This window comes from Saccharibacillus endophyticus (assembly GCF_013185185.1).
Taxonomy (GTDB): Bacteria; Bacillota; Bacilli; order Paenibacillales; family Paenibacillaceae; genus Saccharibacillus; species Saccharibacillus endophyticus.
The window spans coordinates 349,881-370,338 of the sequence record NZ_JAAZWE010000006.1 but is presented as its reverse complement, the minus strand read 5'-3'; the positions used below and the strand labels follow the sequence as shown (position 1 = coordinate 370,338).

Sequence of the window (20,458 nt, the reverse complement as noted above, 5' to 3'; positions counted from 1 at the left end):
CTCCGTTTTTTGATAAGCGAATAAATGAGCATGGTTACGAGAAAGTATGAAAGATTGTGCGTCCTACGGTTCTTTTTCGTCCAATTATAAAGTAAGCCAGGTCAGCAGGGATGTGAAGCAATAACGAGCGAACGATCCGACAGCCTTAACGAAGCGTTCCGGATGTTCGGCGATAAGCAGTCGGATAAACCGATAACCGTTTAGCTTGAATTCGCCATAGGGTTTTTCTTTCCTTCAAGAACGAATGCTTGTTAAAATAAACGTGAATACGACGATTTCAACAAGGGGTGAACGATATGGCCGATACGCTGAGCTTTAACGATACACTGGACTGTCCTGATTTCGAAGCTTACCCTTACGGGGATCTTGGACTGACGTTTTCCCCGCAATACAGTACATTCAAGGTTTGGGTGCCCGGCGCGGAAAAGGTGCGGGTGGCCTTGTACGAAGACGAAGGACAGTATGACAAGGCGGGGCGAGTCACCGATCACTCGGGCGGCCGCGAGCTGACGATGGAGGAAGACGAGTACGGCGTATGGAGCATCGTCGTGCCCGGCGATCTGGAAGGCCATTACTACCTGTATCATATTACCTACAAGATCGGCGAGCATGAGAAAAGCCGTTACGTGGTCGATCCTTACGCTAAAGCCGCTTCAGCAAACGGTCAGCGCGGAGCTATCGTCAACATGAAGCGCACCGATCCCGAAGGATGGGAAAACGACATTCGCCCGCCGCTCAGGCATGCCGTGGACTCGGTCGTTTACGAGCTCCACGTGCGTGATTTTTCCTCTTCGGAAGATGCGAGAATGAATCATTCGGGTCAGTATTTGGCGTTTACCGAAAGCGGCATTCGCACGAAGGAAGGGCGCAAGGTCGGAATCGACCATTTGGAAGAGCTGGGTATTACGCACGTCCATCTGCTGCCGGTGTACGATTTTTGCACGGTCAACGAATGCGACGTGACGCCCGAATCTTACAACTGGGGCTATGACCCGCAAAATTATAACGTGCCCGAAGGTTCGTATGCCTCGGACCCGCATAACCCGGAATCGCGCATTCGCGAGTTGAAAAAGCTTGTTCAGGCACTGCACGCCCGCGGCATCCGGGTCGTGGTGGACGTCGTGTTCAACCATACGTTTTCGGTGGAGGACGGACCATTCGATCCGGTCGTGCCGGGTTACTTTTACCGCTTCAACAAGTACGGTCAGCTCAGCAACGGCTCCGGCGTCGGCAACGAGCTGGCTACCGAACGTCCGATGGTGCGCAAATACATCCTCGATTCGCTGCTGTATTGGGCGGAAGAGTATCACGTCGACGGCTTTCGCTTCGACTTGATGGGACTGATCGACACGACGACGATGCGAACGGTCGCGTCGGTGCTGCACGAAAAGGTCGATCCGACCATCCTGATCTACGGCGAGCCGTGGACGGCGCTGGATTCTCCGCTGCGCGAGTTGACGCTCAAGGGTGCGCAGCAGGGCGGAGGCTTCGCGGTCTTCAACGACAACTTCCGCAATGCGCTCAAAGGCGACGGTGACGGTTGGGGAACGGGCTTCGTGAGCGGCGCGCCGGGAAAAGAAGGCGAGATCGCGCAGGGGCTTCGCGGAGCGGTGCACGATTTCGCGGCCGAACCCGCGGAAAGCGTCAATTACGTTACGGCGCACGATAACCTGATTTTGTGGGACAAGCTCATCAAATCTCGGGGCAACTGGGAAGAAACAGGCTTCTTGTCTTTCCATGACGGGCAGCCTTCGCGGGGACTGACAGCGGCCCAAGCGGTTGAAGCGAGTGATCCTTACGTCATGCTAAACGATATCGACCCTTTGGAGCATCATTTGGTGAAAAGGCAGCTGTTGGCGTACGGGCTTGTGCTGACGTCGCAAGGCGTGCCGTTCATCAGTGCCGGCGACGAACTGCTGCGCAGCAAGTTCGGCGACCATAACAGTTACCGCAGCCCGGACGTCATCAATGCGATCCGTTGGAACAACAAAGACCGTTTCTACGGCGTGACGGATTATATACGCGGCCTGATCGAGCTTAGACGTTCGCACCGCGCTTTCCGGCTCAAAACGCGCGGCGATATCGAAAAGCATATGGATGTGTTCCGCATGCACGGCGGTGTCGTCGGTTTTATGCTGAACGACCATGCAGGGGGCGATCTGTGGAAAACGATCGTCGTCGTGCATAACGCGTCGGAATCGGAGCAAACGATCGAACTGCCCCCGCGCGGCCGTCCATGGAAGATCGTGGTCGACCATCGCCGGGCCGGCACGAAGGCGCTGGGAGAAGCTTCCGACTTCGTGCATGTGCCCGCGCTTTCGAGCATGGTGCTCTACGACGAAGAGGATGACTACAAACCGGACCCGGCGCTGCTGGAGTGGGAAAACATGCCGGGAGTCGTTCAGCCCGGCGAAAAGCTGTTCTTGCGCGCGACCGTGCGCGATCAGCGCGGTCGGCGGATGCCGGAAGCCGAAGTGTCCTACCATTCGTCCGACCCGGAAAAGATCATTATTCGGCGCGACGGATCGGCTTGGACGATCGGAATGGGACGCGCGCTCATTACCGCGGTATGCGGCGATATGCGCAGCAGCACGGCCATTCTGATCGAGCGCCGAACGGTGCATCAGATCGGCATCACGATGGAAGAAGGCGTGCAGCGCCTGTACGTCGGACGCAGCTTGAAGCTTCAAGCCCAGCCCAAAGATCCGTTCGGCAACCCGATGTCGGCTTCGCGCCTCGAATGGCGCTCGAGCGACGTGGGCATCGCGACGGTTAACCAGGCAGGAAGGGTAACGGGTATCCGTCCCGGCCGAGCGGTGATCTCCGTTTTCGGCGACGGCGTGCAGGCGCAGTTGGCGCTCAAGGTTCGCGAATACGAGCAGCGCCGCTTGATTCTGGAATACGAACGCGAAGACCATGATTACGCGGGCTGGAATCTATGGATGTGGGGCGCTTCATTCGGCAGCCGCAGAGTGGACTTCATCGATATCGGAGAAAATAAAGCCGAAGCGTTGCTCGAAGTGGCTCCGGACGTGCTGAGCCTAGGTTTCATCGTTCGACACGAGGAGTGGGAGAAAAAAGACATCGCGGCCGACCGTTATATCGATCTGGGTGCAATCACCGGGGATTGGGTGCGTATCCGTATTCGCAGCGGCGAATTCCGCGTCTCGGCGGAAGCGCTGGAAGAATCCGCGATTCCGCTCGAACAGGAAAAGTTCGCGAAGCTGGAACAGGAAGCCGCGGAACGGGCCGCAGCCGAAGAAGCGGCGCGGGCCGACAAGGAAGCGGAGGAAATTCCGCCGGAAGCCGACCGAGCTTCCACCGGCGAACCAAGCGACGAAACGGCCTCGCCGGAGTCTTCGACGCAGGACGCGAACTCCCCGTCCGACACCGATACTGCCGAACCGGAATCTTCTTCCCCAACCGAGGACGCTCCTGAAAGCGACGTCGACCGCGGCGCAGGAATCTGATTCCGCGAGCGAAATCCTAACCTTAACGAAAAGCCTTTTCTAAAACAATAAGCGCACTCAAAAAGCCCCGGAAGCAAATTTCCGGGGCTTTTCTGTATTCAAATTTTTGACCGCAGCATAACATATGCTCGCAAAAAATCAGATATACGGCGGCTTAATCAAAAAGCCGCCATGCATCATTCCCTACTTTTACCTCCGAGCGAGACGCCAGCGGAGGGAGAAATTCAGCGAAAGACGCCTTTGAACTTGGAAAACTTCAACTAAAAATTTCAATCGACTTTTCCGAGTGAGACAGCGTCTTAAGCGAATTTCTCCCGCAGCGTCACCTTAAGCTCTTCACTCGTTGAGGTACACCGCTTTTCCCGTCCGCGCCGACTCATAAATCGCTTCGAGAATCTCCGACACCACGCAAGCCTGCTCCGGCGTCACCGTTGGCGTCAGATCATTTTCAATGGCATCGATCCAACGGTACATCTCCAGATCGGAATCGCTTTCTGCTTTGCCTTCATAGAACGCGACGCCGCCGGAAGACAAATCGACTTCTTTGGTATACAGACGGCCGAACTCTTCGCCGTTGATGCGCAGGCCGCCTTTCATGTCCGCTCCGCCTTCGCTGCCGCTCAGGCTGCATTTGGCTTCGTCCACATCCAACGAGTTGATCGCCCAGCTCGATTCCAGCACCACGGTGGCTCCGTTTTCCATCACGATCATGCCGAATGCGGAGTCTTCCACTTTGAATTTCTCCGGGTCCCAGGGTCCCCAAGCATTCGCTGCGTTCTCGCGCTGAGACAGCTCATGGTATTTGGTGCCCAGTACGACTTTCGGTTTGTAGTTGTCCATCATCCACAGTGTCAGATCGAGCGCGTGAGTCCCGATATCGATCAACGGGCCGCCGCCTTGCTTTTCTTCGTCCAGGAATACGCCCCATGTCGGAACGGCTCTGCGGCGAATCGCATGCGCTTTCGCGTAATAGATATTGCCGAGCGTGCCCGCTTCGCAAATCTTTTTCAAATGCTGGCTGTCGCGGCGGAAACGGTTATTGTAGCCGACGGTCAGCTTTTTGCCGGACTTTTTCGCCGCTTCGACCATTTGACGGGCTTCGGCTGCTGTTTTGGCCATCGGCTTTTCGCACATGACGTGTTTGTCGGATTCCAGGGCCGCGATCGAGATGCGTGCGTGCGATTCGTTCGGCGTCAGTACGTGCACGATATCGATCGAACCGTCTTTCAGTAATTCGGTATAGTCGCTGTATACTTTCGCGCCTTCGATGCCGTATTTGGCTGCGGCTTCTTCCGCGCGCTCCGGCACCAGATCGCAAAACGCAACCAGTTCCACATTGTTCAATTTGCTCAGGCTCGGAAGATGCTTGCCGTTGGCAATGCCGCCGCAGCCGACGATACCGATTTTATACGTTTTACTCATGATGGTTCACCTCGTTTTTGGAATGGGAAAAAAAGGGGATGGGCGCTTCTGACGGCTGACGATGCAGCTCGGATTGTTTCGCTCTCCGATAGACGGAAGGCGACATGCCCATGCGTTTGCGAAAAACGGTATGCAGATAAGCCGCTGTCGAGAATCCTTCAAGTTCGGCAATCCGTTCGATCGACAGGCTTCCGGTTCGCAGACGGTCGCAGACCGCACGCAAACGAATATCTTCCAGCACGCGGCTGAAAGGCCGGGTCGGATCAATATCGCGGAAAATGCGTTGAAGCTGACGAGCGCTGAGATCCAGCTTTTCCGCCACGTCTTCCAAACGCAGCCCGGACGTATAGTTCGCTTCCATATAACGCACGGCGTATTCGTAGCGGTAGGCCACCATGTCGCGGCTTGGCGCTTCCATGCCGACTTCGCCCGAATCGTACGCTTGAATCGTTTTCAGCAAAATCGAGATGACCTGCATCCGAATATCGGTATAGTAACCGAGACGCTTGCTCTCGCAGGCTTCATAAGCATCCAGAAAACAAGGCATGGCGCCGTAGCTATCCTGAGCCGGTCTAGGCGGAAGCGCGTTCAGTTTCTGCATGCATTCTTCCGCTTCCGCGGCTTCCCACGGATCGACGGACGGATTGGTCTTGGGCACGATGTCCAGATGCAGGCATAACTCTTCCATCGCTTGCTGCGAATCGGCTTCTTGGTAATGCATCACGCCGGGACCGGTCAGATAAAGCATGCCTTCCGACAAGGAGTAGGGCTGATCGCCAAGAATGACCCGACCCGCTCCGCGCGGAATAAAATGAAATTCGTAGGTCGAGTGGTTATGAAAGCTTATCACGCGCCCCGGTTCGAACGATGTCAGATGAAAGCGCAGCACGCGAATCTCGTAGTGACCCCAAGTCACCGCAATCTCAAGCCGCTCCAGCAGATCGCTTTTTTCAAACATCGTCTCGTAAGGAAAAGGCGCAGTATGCGCAAAACGTCCAGTCATGTTAACCGTTCAACTCTTGCGGGGAAACGACAGCGCCTGTTTGGGCCGAACGGTTGGCTGCTTCCATCAGACGCGTAAGCCGGACCGCTGCGGCGATGTTTTCCGTAGCAAGCGTATCTTCCCGGATATGGCGAACCCATTGCTCGAATGCGCTTTCCCGATTGGCGGGCAGCGGTTGTTCCGTCCATTCGGCAGCCGCGTCGTCTCGCTTCGAACGAAGCAGCAGCTTGCTGTCCGGCGTGCCATAGAGAACGGTCCCTTCCGTTCCATGCACTTCAACCGTGAACGGAGAGTAAGGATTGATGAATCCGGCTTCCACCGAAGCGATTGCGCCCGATGCCGTGAATAGCGTGGCTAAGGCGTTGTCTTCGACTTCTTTGCCCGTTATGTAGCCGAAGTTGGCGGTAACGCCGGTGATCGGTTCCCCGAGGAACAAGGCGGACAGATACATGGGGTGACAGCCCAGATCGATCAAAGCGCCGCCTCCGCACTGCTCGGCATTGTAGAAATGTTCCGGCAGCCAGTTCGCGAGCGCGCCGTCATGCGACAATCTGGCTCGAACATAAGTGACTTGACCCAGTAATCCGCGTTCCAGAATATCCTGAATCGCCAAAGTGTAACCGTCGTTCAGACGAGGAAGGGAGACCGTCAATTTGATGCCTGCCTGTTCCACTTCCGCAATAATTTCTTTCACTTCCGTTTCGGTCGGAGCGATAACCTTTTCCGTAAAGATATGCTTGCCCGCGCGAGCGGCAGCGATCATGACTTCTTTGTGCCGATTCGTCGGCGCATCAACAATGACCGCGTCCACTTCATCGGAAGCGAGCAGTTCATCCAAGGTCTCGTAGTAAGGCACGCCGAGCTTCTCGGCTGCTTCGCGACCCCTTTTCGGAATCTCGTCCCATACGGCCGTGATGTCCGTGTCGGGGTGAGCTTGTGCTTGACCGATGTAATCCCAGGCATGTACATGCCACAGGCTGACTTTACCTATGCGAATTCCCAATGTGTAACCCTCCTGTACTCGATATCCAACATTCTGACATTTCCATACTTAAAATAGCACACGAAAACGGCGAATTCACTAAAAGCATACGACATTTAAGTTTCAATATTGCGACAAAAGAATTGGAATCTTTTTCTCGTTTGCGATTTGCTTCTTATCTGAAAACATTTACTGTTTAGCTGAGTCTTTTTGCGGTTATCCCCTAAGAAGAACGGCGAGGAGGAGAACGATGGAAGCTAAAGACAACGTAATCGATACAGCCGAGACGAAACAAAGCATCGGGCGAGACTGGAAAGAAGGCGTGTTGTATCAGTTGTATCCCCCGAGTTTTAAAGACAGCAACGGCGACGGGTGGGGCGATATCGGCGGGATGTTGGAGAAGGTGGACTATCTGGCCGAGCTTGGAGTCAGTGCGGTCTGGATCGGTCCGGTGTGTGATTCTCCAATGGAGGATAACGGTTACGATATCCGGGATTACTATAAGATTCACGACGCGTACGGCACGATGGAGCAGTTTGAAGAATTGCTTGTCAAGCTACACAAACGCGACATCCGGCTCGTCATGGATCTGGTGATCAATCACACGTCGGACGAGCATGCGTGGTTTGAGGCTTCGCGATCTTCGAAAGACAATCCGTATCGAGACTATTACATTTGGAAGCCGCCGGCCGCAGATGGAGGCCCGCCGAACAACTGGCGTTCTTTTTCCGAAGAGTCGGCTTGGGAGCTTGATGAACGAACCGGCGAATATTATCTGCATATTTTCGATAAAAAGCAGCCGGATTTGAATTGGGACAGCGAAGCCATGCGGCAGGACCTCTATGAAATGATCAGGTTTTGGTTGGAAAAAGGCGTGGACGGCTTCCGGCTGGATGCGATCAATATGATCTCGAAGCACCCGGATTTTCCCGATGCGCCCCAAGATGCAAGGCATCCGAGAGGACAGCAATTTTATAAAAACGGCCCGCGTATCCATGAAATGCTCCGCGAGCTGCACGAAGCGACATTCGGACGTTATCCGGGAACGTTGACATTGGGCGAAGCACCGACGGTGACGATGGATGAAGTGGTTCGTTACACGGCGCCCGAGCGCAAAGAAATGGACATGGTGCTTCAGATGGAATTGGTCCGCATGGGCAAAGATTTCGGCGATCCGTGGAAAACGGACCCCGATTGGTCGCCCGCCATGCTGAAGGAAAGTGTAGTGCGCTGGTATGAAGAGGTGTTCAACCGAGGAGCCTATGCGTTGTATCTCAGCACGCACGATCATCCGCGCATGGTCGGTACTTTATTCGGCGATCGGGCAGGTGTCGGAGGAACGGAAGGCAAGTCCTGCAACGATGCTGCGGCAAAAGCGATCGGAACCTTTTTACATACGCTGCCCGGAACTCCGCTTGTCTACCAAGGTGAAGAGCTGGGCATGCCGAATGCGAATTATCGCTCGCTCCAGGATTATCGCGATAAAGGAACGGTGAGTGCCTATCAAAGGCGGTTGGCTGAAGGAGAATCAGAGCGGGACATTCTCGCCAGTCTGCATGCGCGAAGTCGGGACGGCGCACGTTCGCCGATGCATTGGACAGGAGGACCGGAGGCTGGGTTTACAGACGGGACGCCGTGGATTCCGATCAATTCTCAAGCAAAAGAAACGAATGCTGAGGATGAGCAAAACGATTCTTCATCCGTATTGAATCACTATCGGCAATTGATCCGGCTGCGTCAACAATCGCCGGTTCCCGCGCGGGGCGATCTGAACATGCTTGAGCTCGAAGATGAGTGGTTATTCGCTTATGTGCGCGCAGCGGCGGAGGAACGTTGGATCGTGCTGATCAATTTCTCGAATCAATCCCGAAGCTGTCGGATCGACGAGAAATGGGCATGCCTGATCGAACAGGGGGAACTGCTGCTGGGCAGCGGCTTGGCAACCTCGGGATTCCCGAAGTCCGGCATTTCGCTTCAGCGACGAGGCGACCGGAAGGACGACTGCATGCTTGACCTGCTGCCTTATCAATCCGCGATTTATCGAATAAGCACAGCCGATTGAACCATATTCAAAACGGAACAAAAAAAGAAGGGTTGTCCCGGCGTCCGAAGACGACTTGAGGGATACCCTTCTTTTTATGAATGAATTTAGCAATTAAGCTTCTTGCTTTTCTTCGAACGTCGTGCATTCGGCAGTGTGATCCGGAGCGAAAACAACTTCGATTTTCTCGGCTGTGCAAAGGTTGGCTTCCCAGTTTGTGCAATCCGAAACTTGGCATTGGACCGTGGACATGTGTAAAACCTCCGTGTCATATTGGATTTGGTTTGCTGCAAACTCACCGACGAGGCAACAAAGCTTCTAAAACCAATATAACACAAATAAGCAGGTCCGCAACCCGCGTTTTTAAAAAAATATGAATGATCAGCAATAAAAACGTCGATAATGTTCGGAAATGGTGAGGATGATTTTCATTGTCGGGATAATGAGTTTTATTCTCGGGAGAATGAGATTCACTCTCAAGTTCTTAATCAATTTAACATACCGCGATGCGGCGTTCAATAGCCAAGCTTGAATTTTCCGAAAGATTTTATATCCGATTCCCGTAAACGGTTTCAGAAGAAAGCGGGAAGGTTACCGAATACATGATGGAAGACGATGCAGCGCTTATGGCGATAATCATTTTAAAGAAACCGGGAGGGCAACGATAATGACAAACGGAAGAATGGCCGGAAAAGTAGCGGTAGTGACGGGAGCAGGTTCGGGAATCGGAAAAGCAAGCGCTATTCTTTTGGCCGCCGAAGGCGCGAAAGTCGCTTTATTGGAACTTACGACCGATACGGCGGAAGAAACGAAGCAGGAGATCGAGAAAGCCGGCGGCGAAGCGTTTGCGATCGAATGCGACGTATCGCGTCCGGAATCGGTGCAGGCGGCTGTTCGACGCGTAGGCGAGACATGGGGACGGATCGATGTGGTTTTCGCCAATGCGGGAATCAACGGAGCGGCAGCTCCGATTGAAACGATGGAAATCGAGGATTGGAACCGGACGTTGGAGACGAATCTGCGCGGCACGTTTGCCACGGTCAAATACAGTATCCCTTATTTGAAAAAGCAGGGAGGAAGCGTCGTGATTACAAGCTCCATTAACGGAAGCCGCGCATTCTCGGGTACCGGTTTTTCGGCGTATTCCTCGTCGAAAGCGGGACAAGTCGCTTTTGCGAAAATGGCGGCGCTGGAATTGGCCCGTTACAAAATTCGCGTCAACGTCATTTGTCCCGGCGCCATCGAAACGAATATCGGCAAAAATACGTTCCCGAGCGACGATTTGAAAAAGATCGCGATTCCGGTCGAATACCCGGAAGGCAGCCATCCGCTGGAAGGGCGTCCCGGTAAACCGGAAGAAGTCGCCAAACTCGTTCTATTTCTGGGTTCCGACGATTCTTCGCATATCAGCGGCACGGAGATTTTCGTGGACGGTGCCGAATCGCTTCTTTAAAGTAACTTGTTTTACTCTTTTTTTCGCCGCAACGCATCCGGAATGACGAAGAATACGATATACAGGGCAGTAAACGTAAAAAGTGCCAGAAGTTCTTCAACCAAAATGTAGAGCGGATAATCGCCAAACAGATCAAGTATGGACGGGGTATCCGGCTTTCTGCGCAAGAACATGTAATTGGCATCCAAAATCCAGTCCAGCAGATACACGATCAGCGCGATGGCGTTCAGCGATAACATTGACGTGAGAACGGTTCGCCAAGTAGCACGGAAACGCTCGATCCAAACCATGTAAAGCGCGGACAGAATAATGACAGCGTGAGCGATAAAAAACTGAACAAAACGAAAATGCGGGTATTCATAAGCCAAGTTGGGCGTCAAGAGTGCCTGCAAAGCGCCTCCGATCCCTGCGAAAAAGACAAGCCCTGCCAAAAAGCGACTGCGCGTAATCAGCATCATGATCGCGGCAAGAAGCATTAGGCTGCACAGCTCAAGCGGCAGCGTATGTTGGGCGTTCCAGACATCCGACGCGATATACCAAATATGTAAGGAAACTTCGGCGGCAATCAAGGTGATAAGCAGTGTCAGACGCAGCGCTTGTTTAAGTTTGGATCCCGAACGGATTGCGCCGCGGAAAATAAACATCAAAAATGCGGCAGCTGTAAATAAACCCAATGCACTCAGGTGAGCGGCAGAAAATGCGGAAAACGGCTCGGAAACATTTGAAGAGAAAAAAGAAGCGAACACGCCACAGGCCTCCATTCATGCTTGAATCGTATTTCGATCCATACGCCAAAAAGCGGCGTCCCCGGGCTGAGATTCAGCTTGGATTCGGGTTTGCCGCTTTTTGTGCAACCAACGATGAGAAATCATGTAGGCATTCATTAAACGCTTTGGGCAGCCATCTCGGTTTCCATGAAATCCTGCTCCAAGTATGCGTCTTCCCGTCTGCCTCTGTGGTCAATTAGACCTAGTTCGCCTTCAGCCTTATATTTACGCATCCAAATCTTCAGACGATTGAGATCGTAGATGCCGAGCTCTTTCGCCACCTGCTTTTTGGTCATTCCGTCCATACGCATTTGAACGGCTTTCAACTTTGTTTCATAGCTGTACTTGCAGAACGTTTGTCCTTTAGTTGCCACTAAAACCACCCCTTAAGACTTATATCGGACGGGACAGTCTTTTTCTGATGGTTTTTTACAAGTAAAGGTCAAAAAATAATAAAAAAGATCAATTTTTGAAGGAAAGCAGTTGACTTTATGCTCGTTCAATAATCGTATTGAGCGTTGTACGGTCCAATCCGCGAACAAGACGGATCAGAAGCTCTTTTGCTGCTGCATAATCATCCGTGTGGATGATCGACGACGAAGTGTGGATATAGCGTCCGCAGATCCCGATGACCGTCGAAGGCACGCCGATTCCGCTTAAGTGTACTTGACCCGCATCCGTGCCGCCCGGCGAGATGAACGGTTGAACTTTGACCTTATGCGTCGAAGCCGTATCTTGAATGTACTCCAACAGACCGCGGTGGGTAATCATCGTCGGATCGAAGATCCGAAGCAGCGCGCCTTGTCCCAGATGCCCGAACAGATTGCGGTCGCCCGTCATATCATTCGCCGCGCTGCAGTCAAGCGCGAAGAAAATGTCAGGCTGGATCAAGTTTGCCGCTGTCCGTGCTCCGCGCAGACCGACCTCTTCTTGAACGGTCGCGCCGCTGTATAGCGTGTTCGGCAATTGCTCGCCGTGCACTTCTTTCATCAATTCGATCGCGAGTCCTACGCCATACCGGTTATCCCACGCTTTCGCCATGATTTTCTTCGGATTGGACAGAGGCGTAAAGTCGCAAATCGGCAGGATTTGTTGGCCGACTTTGACCCCGAAGCTTTCCGCTTCCGCACGATCGTCAGCACCGAGATCAATGTACATGATTTTCAGATCGACCGGACGGCTGGCTTCCGCTTCGCCCAGCAAATGCTTTGGCGTCGAGCCGACTACGCCGACAACGGGACCGTTTTCGGTGATGATTTGAAGACGTTGGCCCAGAACGACCTGACTCCACCAACCGCCGAGCGGCTGGAAACGCACGAGTCCGGTTTCCGTAATTCCGTTTACGAGGAAGCCGACTTCGTCGAAATGCCCGGCAACCATCACTTTCGGCCCATCCTCGGGACCGCGCTTGACTCCGAACAGACTGCCGATACGATCCTGAACGAACTCCTCCGTATAGGCAGACAGCTTATCCTTGACCAATGCGCGCAAATCACGCTCGAATCCCGGTGCTGCCGGGAACTCGGTTAGTTCTTTGAACAATGCCAATGTTTCGTTATTCATACTTGCACTCTCCCATCAACAAAATCCGAAACGCGAAAAACCTCCGCGTTCGCTATCCTTCTAGTATGCAAGCTTATGGAAGAATTGTCACGGGCACGCGTCCAAATCTTCTTTTCCGGCAGAAGATGTGCTTTCGGTGCTTCGATCATGTACAATATAGGCACTACTGAAGCGACTTTTGAAAGAAGCTTTGACAGGGTAGTAGTACCTTGTCAACGTCAAAAGTAAGGTTACGCCTGGCTGCAACGCACCTAAAGCGTGTGCGTTTCAGCCAAACGTAATCCTCTGATTGAGAGTTGACAAGCTAATAGGAGAATGACTTAGGAGGTTGTCCATATGTCCGTAAGTTCCGAATCCATGCAGATCGTTACCGCAGTAAGGTCCAATCTTGAATCGTGCATACTGGGGAAAACCTTTGAGATAAAATTATTGATGACCGCGCTGCTCGCCGGGGGGCACGTTTTGATCGAAGACGTACCCGGCACCGGCAAGACGCAGATGATTAAAGCTTTGTCGCGCTCGATGGAAGGCGTATATCGGCGCGTTCAATGCAATCCCGACTTGCTGCCGACGGATATTACGGGCGTATCCATCTATCATCCCCGCGAAGAGCGCTTCCAGTTTCGTCCCGGTCCGATCATGTCCAATATTTTGCTCGCGGACGAAATTAACCGGGCGACGACCAAAACGCAATCCGCCCTTCTGGAAGCGATGGAAGAGCGCAGCGTGACCGTTGACGGAGAGACGCATCCCCTGCCGCATCCGTTCATGCTGTGCGCGACGCAAAACCCGATCGACTTCGAAGGCACTTACGTGCTTCCGGAAGCGCAGCTTGACCGCTTTATGATGAAGCTGCATATGGGCTATCCGGATCTGGAAACGGAAAAAAGCCTGATCGGCGCCAACCGCGTCGGCCAGCCGGCGGATCAGCTTCATGCGGTCACGGATATGGCGACGATTGCCGGAATTCAACGCGAGGTGCGCGAAGTGCATATGAACGAGGCGGTTACCTCGTATATGTTGGGCATCATCCGCGCGACGCGCGAGCATCCTTCCGTATTGCTGGGCGCCAGCCCGCGTGCTTCGATCTCGTTCTCGCTTGCCGCGAAGGCGTATGCATTCATTAACGAACGCGATTTCGTACTGCCTGACGATATTAAGGAGTTAGCGCCGTATGTATTGCCGCATCGCATTCTGATCCGCCCGGAAGCACGCCTCGACAGCCTGAATGCCGAATCGCTCATCCGTAATCTGCTGGCCGCCAGCAGCGTGCCGGTATCGATGGGACGCTAAGGTATGCGGGAAATCTGGAATCTGTTTAAGCCGAAGCTTTCTCCGGCGAAAATGTCGATGCTGCTCTCGATCTGGATGTGTTGCCTGTTCTATTTGCTGTTCCAGGGCGGCAAAACTTCGATTATGTTGTTCGCCATGGTCACGTTGTTCGGTTTATACCTGCTGTTCGGCGGGCTGAACGGAATTGCGCGCGCGCGGGGCGAGCGTCAGTTTTCCGGCGAACCGGGCGCATGGGGCGGCGTGCTGCATGCAGGCGATCAAATTCGGATTCGCCTGCATTTGGAAATTCCCGGCTTTCTGCCTTTGCCTTATGTCATCGTACGAGAGACGCTCAAGCGCCATAGCGGCGAGACCTGGTCATTTGAAGAAAGTCTGGTGCCCAGCCTGAACGGACGCGGCGAGCTGTTGTTTCAGACGCCTCCGTTAGAGCGCGGACGCTATGCCTTTTCCGAGACGGAGTGCGTGACGGAGGATATTTTCGGTCTGATTGAGCATCGGGGATCGTTTTCGGCACGCGGGGAATTCCGCGTACTGCCGAGAACGGCTCATGTTGCGAAATGGCAGCTCTTGGATCGGCGCAACCGTTTGCTGGGACCCCAGTCGGTCGGACACGTGTCCGGTCGAGAAACGAATCAGGTCGGGGGCGTGCGCGATTATGTGTACGGGGATCGGATCTCGCGTATTCACTGGAATGCTACGGCCCGCACCGGAGAATGGAAATCCAAAGAATTTGAATATGAATCGATTCCCAAGACGATGGTGGTGCTCGATACGTACGAGAATCACTATCGCTCGGCCAGACAGTTCGAGACGGCCGTTTCGACGGCAGCTTCGTTGCTCGAGTACGGGGGACGCGAGTCGATTCCGATGGGACTGTGTTCGCTTGGGCGCGAAGTTCGCGTGTTCGAACCTGCGCAGGGACGATCCAGGCTGCATGCGATGATGGATCACCTGGTTGATTTGGACCCTAAAGGCGAAGGTTCGCTGCTTTCAGGGCTTGAGTCTGCATTGAACCGCTTGCCGAAGGGGGTCATTCTTGTTGTGGTTACGCCGCTTTCGGATGGGCCTGTCATGGAACTGGTGCGCTTTGCGCAGACGCATCAGATGAGTTTTTGCCATGTTCAGATTACGGAAGCTCCCGGATCGGAAGGAGAAAGTTCCAACGCGTCCCGGCAGTGGGTTTCTTCACTCCGTACCAAGGGAGTCGCGGCTTACCGGGTCGGTAGTCTTGACGAGCTGCCGACCGTGCTGGAAGGAGGTATCCGATGAAAAAGTGGGCTGAATCGTTTAAGTCATCTTGGTATACGGGTGTCTCGACAGTCTGGTTAATGATCATTGCCATTCAGTGGCTAACCTATACGCGGACCATCTGGTTCGATGAAACGAATGCGTTGGTACTCGGCGTATTGACGGTGGTCGCGATCGTTCATGTGCTGCTGCCGAAGGAATCCTGGCTGCGTCTGGGGCTTAAGGCTATCCTTTTCGTGATCGTGATGTACGCGACGCTGCAACGTTACGATATTTTTCAACCGGAAGGCATATTGGCGGCGAGAGCCGAACAATTTTCCGAGGCGATGTTTCCTTATGTTTGGTTTGCCTTGATCGCCTGGTTACTATTTGAATTTTGTATTCGTGCTATCAATAGCCAGCGGCGTATTCTGGTTTTTGCTTTTCTGAATATCGTACCTTTGGCCGCGCTGGATTCCTTTACGGTCGTATCGCTCTGGAAAGCCGTCGCCTGGATCGTGTTTGCCACGATGGGCTGGCTGGTATGCGATCACTTCCGCCGTTTCCAATCCCGTTTTCCGAAAGGTTGGAAAGCGATTCGTCGCAATCCGTTCAAGTTGCTCATCAATACGGCCGTTGTCTTTTCATTGGTCATTTTGGCCGGTGTGAATATGCCGTTCGTGCAGCCCGTATTAACCGATCCGTATACGGCTTGGAGACAGATGCAGGGAACGTCGAATGTCGCATTCAACGGAACCGGTTTGCTCCAGGGGCAGGCTTCCGCGTCGGGCTATAGTCGCGAAGACGGGCAGCTCGGCGGCGGATTCAACTTCGACTTCACTCCGGTCATGACGGTCGAATCGACAGAGCGCAGCTACTGGCGCGGCGAGACGAGAATGACCTACACCGGAAGCGGTTGGGACGCGGACAGCGGTTGGGGTACGCTCGAAGACGTGCAGCGCGAGCAAGCCTTGGAGCGCGAAGCCGCTCCGCTTACGCCGACCAAAACGGTTCGCCAACGAGTCACGATGCAAGGCGATACGACGTATCCCGTATTGTTCGGTGCTTTTTCCATCAATACGGTAGAGAGCCTGGATATCGAAAACGGCGAAGCCCGCATGCAGTGGAAGCCAGAACAGGGCGAGCTGCATTGGCAGGAACGCGCAGGCCGCGGGACTACGATCTATCCCAAAACGTACACGATCACATCCGAAGTGCCGGTGATTCCGGTCGATTCGCTTAAAACCGCGACAGCCACGGAATTATATCCGAACGGCGTCGATCCGAGATACGTACAGGTTCCGCGAGGATTCCCGCAGCGCGTAACGGATTTGGCTGCCGATATTACAAAAGATGGACAGACCCCATACGAGAAGGTCTACCTGCTTCAGCAGTACCTGCAGCAAAACTATACGTATACGAATAACCCCGCTTTATCCCGTCGGGAGAGCGATGATTTCGTCGAAAGTTTCCTGTTCGAAATTCAAGAAGGATACTGCGACTACTTCTCTACCGCCATGGTGATGATGGCTCGTTCGCAAGGCATTCCGGCGCGTTGGGTCAAAGGTTATTCCCCGGGCAACCCGGCGACAAGCGATATTCCGCAGCAGTTTGCCGAAAACGAAAACAGCTCGCAGTATGAAGTGACGAACGCCAACGCCCACTCGTGGGCCGAAGTGTACTTCGGAGATTACGGTTGGGTGCCGGTCGAAGCGACGCGCGGATTCAATATGCCGCTGCTGCAAGAAGCGGTCACTCCGGCTGATACCGACGTGACGCAAGAACCCGAGCAGCAACCGGAAGAGCAGGAAGAACAAGCCGAACAGGCGGCTTCCGCTTCGACGGATCAAGACGATTCGAAGATCGTGCCGATCATTGTCGGGGCTGCGGCTATCGTGGTTGCGGCTTGGGGGAGCTATCTGCTCTGGCTGCGTCGTCGATCGATCTATTTCTTCTTCATGGGACTGCGAATGGGCGGGCCGCTCTCCGACGGTCAAAAGATCGTACTGGAAACCGAGCGCTTCCTGCGTTTCTTGAAGCGTAAAGGATTGAAGCGCGAAGATAATGAGACATTGCGCGAATCCGTTGCCCGTTGGGAGACCAAGGTGACCGGGACAGAAGCCGCGTTGGCTCCGATCCTGAGAATGTTCGAAAAAGCCCGGTATAGTCCGGAACGTGTAACGACAGAAGAATGGGCAGAGATGCAGCGTTATTCTTCCGGTTTGCGAAAAAGCTGGAAAGGATATTATCCGGTTTTGCCGAATTTGCCGCAATCCGGTAGCTGACGCGGAGCGTTCACTGTGATATAGTTTGAGTTTACAGACTAATGCAACGAGGTGACCACAACTTGTTCGATGCACTGTTGCCGAAACTCCAAGTTGATACGGTATTCGATATCGATCTGGAAGATTTGTATAACCGGGGCTACCGGGGGATCGTAACCGATCTGGATAATACTTTGGTCGGAGCGAAAGCCCCAAACGCTACGCCTGAACTGATCGCATGGTTTGCAAAGGTGAAGGAACTCGGTTTTCAGCTTGTGATCGTATCCAACAATAATATGAACCGCGTGTCCGTTTTTGCGACGCCGCTCGATATCCGATTCGTGCATGCGGCACGCAAGCCGTCCCATGCACCGTTCCGCAAAGCGATGAAGCTGATGGAATTGAACGAAAAGCAGACGATCGTCGTAGGCGACCAACTGCTCACCGACGTGCTCGGAGGGAACCGATTGGGCTTATACACCGTGCTGGTGCTGCCGATCGCCATCGGCGACGAAGGCTGGCGCACTCGCTTCAATCGCAGGGTCGAGCGGGTCGCAATTGGACGTCTACGCAAGATGGGCAAGTGGCTTGAGGAGGAAAAGAAGAAATGACAGAAAGACTGGAAGGTTCCGCAGTACTCCGTTGTAACGGCTGCGGAGCGCCGCTTCAAACGGAAGACCCGGCAGGAATCGGATATATTCCGAAATTGAAGGAAGACGGCGCGCAAATTTGCCGCCGCTGCTTCCGTATCAAAAATTATAATGAAGTTGCATCGGTCGCGATGAATCAAGACGAGTTCCTGCGTATGCTGGGCCAGATCGGCGAACGCAAAGCACTGGTTATTCACATCGTCGATCTGTTCGATTTCCAGGGTAGCGTGATTACCGGACTGCAGCGCTTTGTCGGCAGCAATCCGGTTATTCTCGCGGTTAACAAGATCGACCTGCTGCCTAAAGTGACTAACTGGAACAAGGTGCGCAACTGGGTACAGAAGCAAGCGAAAGAGCTGGGCTTGAAGACTGAAGAAATCGTGCTTTGCAGCGCGAAAAAGAACCTGGGCTTCGATCGTTTGCTTCAGGAAGTGGCAGAACGCCGCGGAGATCGCGACGTCTATGTCGTCGGTTCGACCAATGTCGGCAAATCGACGTTGATTAATCGCCTGATTACCGATTATAGCGATCTGGAAGAAGAGTTGACGACTTCCCGTTATCCGGGCACGACGCTGGATATGGTCAATATCCCGCTGGATGACGGTCATTATATCGTCGATACGCCGGGGATCGTGTACCCTTCCCGCTATACGGAGCTGGTAACGCCGGGCGATCTGGTTAAAATCATGCCGGAGAAACCTTTGAAGCCGGCTGTCTATCAGCTGAACGAAGGACAAACTTTGTTTATAGGAGGCCTGGCTCGCTTTGACTTTATCGAAGGCGATCGCCAGTCGTTCACATTCTATACAAGCGGAGCTTTGAATCTGCATCGGACGAAGCTCGGACGTGCGGATGAACTGTATGCCGATCATATCGGCGAACTGCTGACTCCGCCGTCGCGCGAAGAAGCGGAGAAAATGCCGGAATGGACGCGTCATGAATTCCGTATTCCGAAAGGCGGCGCTCAAGACCTGTTCATTTCCGGTCTCGGTTGGGTGAAAGCAAACGGCGAAAGCGGAGCGAAAGTTGCGGTGCATGCACCGAAGGGCGTTAAGGTCATTATGCGCGATTCGCTGATTTAACTTGAGGCTTAGGAGGAAGAGGCGTTGAACCAACCGTTGAAGCTTGGCGTAATCGGAGATCCGATCGCGCATTCCAAGTCGCCGATCATGCATGCGGCTGCACTGCGCGAGCGGGGGATTGCCGGCGATTATTCGGCGCTGCATGTGAAGCCGGACCGGCTTGAAGATACGATCCGCACCATGCGGGAAGAAGGCTATCGCGGCCTTAACGTTACGATTCCCCACAAAGAGCATGTGATGCAGTATCTCGATGAGCTGGCAGAAGATGCACGACGAATCGGAGCGGTCAACACGATCGTCAATGAAGCCGGTCGGTTAATCGGCCGCAATACGGACGGGATCGGTTATGTTCGGTCGCTGAAGGAAGAAGCGGCGGCTGAACTTACGGGTCGCCGCATCGTCGTGCTCGGGGCCGGCGGAGCGGCTCGCGGTATCATTTATGCTTTGGCCGCCGAAAAGCCGAACCGGATCACATTGCTTAACCGGACACCGGAGCGTGCACAAGCGTTGGCTGCCGAATGGAGCGATCTGGCCGACATTGCGGCGCTGCCTTCTTCCCGCACGGCCGAGGCTTTGCAAGATGCGGATCTCGTGATCAATACGACTTCGGTCGGCATGCATCCGAATATGGAGGACGTCCCGCTGGATATCGAGCTGCTGAAAGGCACGGAGATCGTCAGCGATTTGATCTATAATCCGCTGGAGACGAGGCTGCTGCGCTCGGCGCGCCAAAAGGGATGCCGCGTACACGGCGGTTTGGGCATGTTCGTCTATCAAGGGGCTTATGCCTTCGAATATTGGACGGGCGCGTCCGCTCCTGTCGATGCAATGCGAAGCGCGGTACTTGCGAACATGAAGCTCTGACCGTCACGAGATTCGAAACGGGTAAATAAACGATAAGCACAGTCATTTTCAAAAAAAGAGGAGTCAATTAAACTTATGCTGACAGGCAAACAAAAACGCTACCTGCGTTCGCAGGCTCATCATCTCGATGCGATCTTCCAAATCGGCAAGGGAGGTCTCAATGATCAACTGGTTCGTCATATCAATGAGGCGATCGAGCTGCGGGAATTGATGAAAGTATCTGTGCTGAATAACTGTTCGGAAGAGCCGAAGCAACTCGGAGCCGAGCTGGCCGAAGCTGCGGAAGCCGAATTGGTGCAGGTGATCGGCCGTACGATCATCCTGTACAAAGAATCGCGCGAACACAAGCAAATCGAACTGCCGTAAAGAGGCAAGCG

Annotated in this window: 17 protein-coding genes; 10 read left to right on the top strand and 7 right to left on the bottom strand. The window is 53.8% G+C overall.

All coding sequences use genetic code 11. The features are described 5' to 3' along the window. Nucleotides 1-296: 296 nt before the first annotated feature. On the top strand, nucleotides 297-3,470 hold the full coding sequence (gene pulA, locus HRQ63_RS21415; RefSeq protein ID WP_229714081.1) for a type I pullulanase: 3,174 nt from the start codon (nucleotides 297-299) through the stop codon (nucleotides 3,468-3,470). A 336-nt stretch (nucleotides 3,471-3,806) separates the two neighbouring features. Here pulA and HRQ63_RS21410 read toward each other — a convergent pair whose 3' ends face one another. From HRQ63_RS21410 to HRQ63_RS21400, 3 genes are read right to left on the bottom strand one after another with little or no spacing between them, the layout of a single operon-like run. Beyond that, the gene (locus HRQ63_RS21410) at nucleotides 3,807-4,892 is read right to left on the bottom strand and encodes a Gfo/Idh/MocA family protein (protein ID WP_172247195.1); all 1,086 of its coding nucleotides are present in this window, start codon (nucleotides 4,890-4,892) and stop codon (nucleotides 3,807-3,809) included. Further along, nucleotides 4,885-5,895, bottom strand: a complete 1,011-nt coding sequence (locus tag HRQ63_RS21405; RefSeq protein ID WP_172247194.1) for an AraC family transcriptional regulator — start codon at nucleotides 5,893-5,895, stop codon at nucleotides 4,885-4,887. Before HRQ63_RS21405 ends, HRQ63_RS21410 begins: the two co-directional genes overlap by 8 nt. Before the next feature lies 1 nt (nucleotide 5,896). Continuing rightward, nucleotides 5,897-6,898 carry a Gfo/Idh/MocA family protein gene (locus HRQ63_RS21400; RefSeq protein WP_172247193.1) on the bottom strand — a complete coding sequence of 334 codons (1,002 nt, stop codon included), beginning with the start codon at nucleotides 6,896-6,898 and terminating at the stop codon, nucleotides 5,897-5,899. 229 nt (nucleotides 6,899-7,127) lie between these two features. On the opposite strand from HRQ63_RS21400, the gene HRQ63_RS21395 reads away from it, so the two are divergent. After that, nucleotides 7,128-8,939, top strand: a complete 1,812-nt coding sequence (locus HRQ63_RS21395; RefSeq protein ID WP_172247192.1) for a glycoside hydrolase family 13 protein — start codon at nucleotides 7,128-7,130, stop codon at nucleotides 8,937-8,939. A gap of 93 nt (nucleotides 8,940-9,032) precedes the next feature. Here HRQ63_RS21395 and HRQ63_RS26385 read toward each other — a convergent pair whose 3' ends face one another. Continuing rightward, nucleotides 9,033-9,170 (bottom strand): DUF1540 domain-containing protein, encoded by a 138-nt coding sequence (locus tag HRQ63_RS26385; RefSeq protein ID WP_172247191.1) that lies wholly within the window; start codon nucleotides 9,168-9,170, stop codon nucleotides 9,033-9,035. Nucleotides 9,171-9,585: 415 nt separating this feature from the next. Between HRQ63_RS26385 and HRQ63_RS21385 the strand changes: the two genes are divergently transcribed. Then, entirely contained in the window at nucleotides 9,586-10,371 is a 786-nt protein-coding gene (locus HRQ63_RS21385) for an SDR family oxidoreductase (RefSeq protein WP_172247190.1), read from the top strand. An 11-nt stretch (nucleotides 10,372-10,382) separates the two neighbouring features. On the opposite strand, the gene HRQ63_RS21380 is transcribed toward HRQ63_RS21385, so the two are convergent. The 3 genes from HRQ63_RS21380 to HRQ63_RS21370 all read right to left on the bottom strand — a co-directional run bounded on the left by HRQ63_RS21380 (nucleotide 10,383) and on the right by HRQ63_RS21370 (nucleotide 12,701). Beyond that, nucleotides 10,383-11,117 carry a YwaF family protein gene (locus tag HRQ63_RS21380; RefSeq protein WP_172247189.1) on the bottom strand — a complete coding sequence of 245 codons (735 nt, stop codon included), beginning with the start codon at nucleotides 11,115-11,117 and terminating at the stop codon, nucleotides 10,383-10,385. Between the two features lie 137 nt (nucleotides 11,118-11,254). Beyond that, nucleotides 11,255-11,512 carry a helix-turn-helix domain-containing protein gene (locus tag HRQ63_RS21375; protein ID WP_172247188.1) on the bottom strand — a complete coding sequence of 86 codons (258 nt, stop codon included), beginning with the start codon at nucleotides 11,510-11,512 and terminating at the stop codon, nucleotides 11,255-11,257. 115 nt (nucleotides 11,513-11,627) lie between these two features. Beyond that, nucleotides 11,628-12,701 (bottom strand): M42 family metallopeptidase, encoded by a 1,074-nt coding sequence (locus HRQ63_RS21370; protein ID WP_172247187.1) that lies wholly within the window; start codon nucleotides 12,699-12,701, stop codon nucleotides 11,628-11,630. A gap of 336 nt (nucleotides 12,702-13,037) precedes the next feature. Between HRQ63_RS21370 and HRQ63_RS21365 the strand changes: the two genes are divergently transcribed. The 7 genes from HRQ63_RS21365 (at nucleotide 13,038) to yhbY (ending at nucleotide 20,447) form a co-directional block, all read left to right on the top strand. After that, a complete protein-coding gene (locus tag HRQ63_RS21365; RefSeq protein ID WP_172247186.1) occupies nucleotides 13,038-13,994 on the top strand; it encodes an AAA family ATPase in 957 nt (318 codons plus the stop codon). 3 nt (nucleotides 13,995-13,997) lie between these two features. Then, the gene (locus tag HRQ63_RS21360) at nucleotides 13,998-15,263 is read left to right on the top strand and encodes a DUF58 domain-containing protein (protein WP_172247185.1); all 1,266 of its coding nucleotides are present in this window, start codon (nucleotides 13,998-14,000) and stop codon (nucleotides 15,261-15,263) included. Further along, nucleotides 15,260-17,506, top strand: a complete 2,247-nt coding sequence (locus HRQ63_RS21355) for a transglutaminase TgpA family protein (protein WP_172247184.1) — start codon at nucleotides 15,260-15,262, stop codon at nucleotides 17,504-17,506. Before HRQ63_RS21360 ends, HRQ63_RS21355 begins: the two co-directional genes overlap by 4 nt. Nucleotides 17,507-17,568: 62 nt before the next feature. After that, on the top strand, nucleotides 17,569-18,096 hold the full coding sequence (locus HRQ63_RS21350; RefSeq protein ID WP_172247183.1) for a YqeG family HAD IIIA-type phosphatase: 528 nt from the start codon (nucleotides 17,569-17,571) through the stop codon (nucleotides 18,094-18,096). Further along, nucleotides 18,093-19,217, top strand: coding sequence for a ribosome biogenesis GTPase YqeH (yqeH, locus tag HRQ63_RS21345; protein WP_172247182.1), 1,125 nt, complete (start codon nucleotides 18,093-18,095; stop codon nucleotides 19,215-19,217). Before HRQ63_RS21350 ends, yqeH begins: the two co-directional genes overlap by 4 nt. Before the next feature lie 24 nt (nucleotides 19,218-19,241). Continuing rightward, nucleotides 19,242-20,081 carry a shikimate dehydrogenase gene (aroE, locus tag HRQ63_RS21340; RefSeq protein WP_172247181.1) on the top strand — a complete coding sequence of 280 codons (840 nt, stop codon included), beginning with the start codon at nucleotides 19,242-19,244 and terminating at the stop codon, nucleotides 20,079-20,081. Between the two features lie 75 nt (nucleotides 20,082-20,156). Then, nucleotides 20,157-20,447, top strand: a complete 291-nt coding sequence (gene yhbY, locus HRQ63_RS21335; RefSeq protein ID WP_172247180.1) for a ribosome assembly RNA-binding protein YhbY — start codon at nucleotides 20,157-20,159, stop codon at nucleotides 20,445-20,447. Nucleotides 20,448-20,458 lie beyond the last annotated feature (11 nt).

Coding starts and splice junctions, on each gene's coding strand:
- yhbY (WP_172247180.1), top strand. CDS start 20,157: ATGCTGACAGGCAAACAAAAACGCTACCTGCGTTCGCAGGCTCATCAT.
- HRQ63_RS21395 (WP_172247192.1), top strand. CDS start 7,128: ATGGAAGCTAAAGACAACGTAATCGATACAGCCGAGACGAAACAAAGC.
- HRQ63_RS21385 (WP_172247190.1), top strand. CDS start 9,586: ATGACAAACGGAAGAATGGCCGGAAAAGTAGCGGTAGTGACGGGAGCA.
- HRQ63_RS21410 (WP_172247195.1), bottom strand. CDS start 4,892: ATGAGTAAAACGTATAAAATCGGTATCGTCGGCTGCGGCGGCATTGCC.
- HRQ63_RS21370 (WP_172247187.1), bottom strand. CDS start 12,701: ATGAATAACGAAACATTGGCATTGTTCAAAGAACTAACCGAGTTCCCG.
- pulA (WP_229714081.1), top strand. CDS start 297: ATGGCCGATACGCTGAGCTTTAACGATACACTGGACTGTCCTGATTTC.
- yqeH (WP_172247182.1), top strand. CDS start 18,093: ATGACAGAAAGACTGGAAGGTTCCGCAGTACTCCGTTGTAACGGCTGC.
- HRQ63_RS21365 (WP_172247186.1), top strand. CDS start 13,038: ATGTCCGTAAGTTCCGAATCCATGCAGATCGTTACCGCAGTAAGGTCC.
- HRQ63_RS21360 (WP_172247185.1), top strand. CDS start 13,998: ATGCGGGAAATCTGGAATCTGTTTAAGCCGAAGCTTTCTCCGGCGAAA.
- HRQ63_RS21405 (WP_172247194.1), bottom strand. CDS start 5,895: ATGACTGGACGTTTTGCGCATACTGCGCCTTTTCCTTACGAGACGATG.
- HRQ63_RS21355 (WP_172247184.1), top strand. CDS start 15,260: ATGAAAAAGTGGGCTGAATCGTTTAAGTCATCTTGGTATACGGGTGTC.
- HRQ63_RS26385 (WP_172247191.1), bottom strand. CDS start 9,170: ATGTCCACGGTCCAATGCCAAGTTTCGGATTGCACAAACTGGGAAGCC.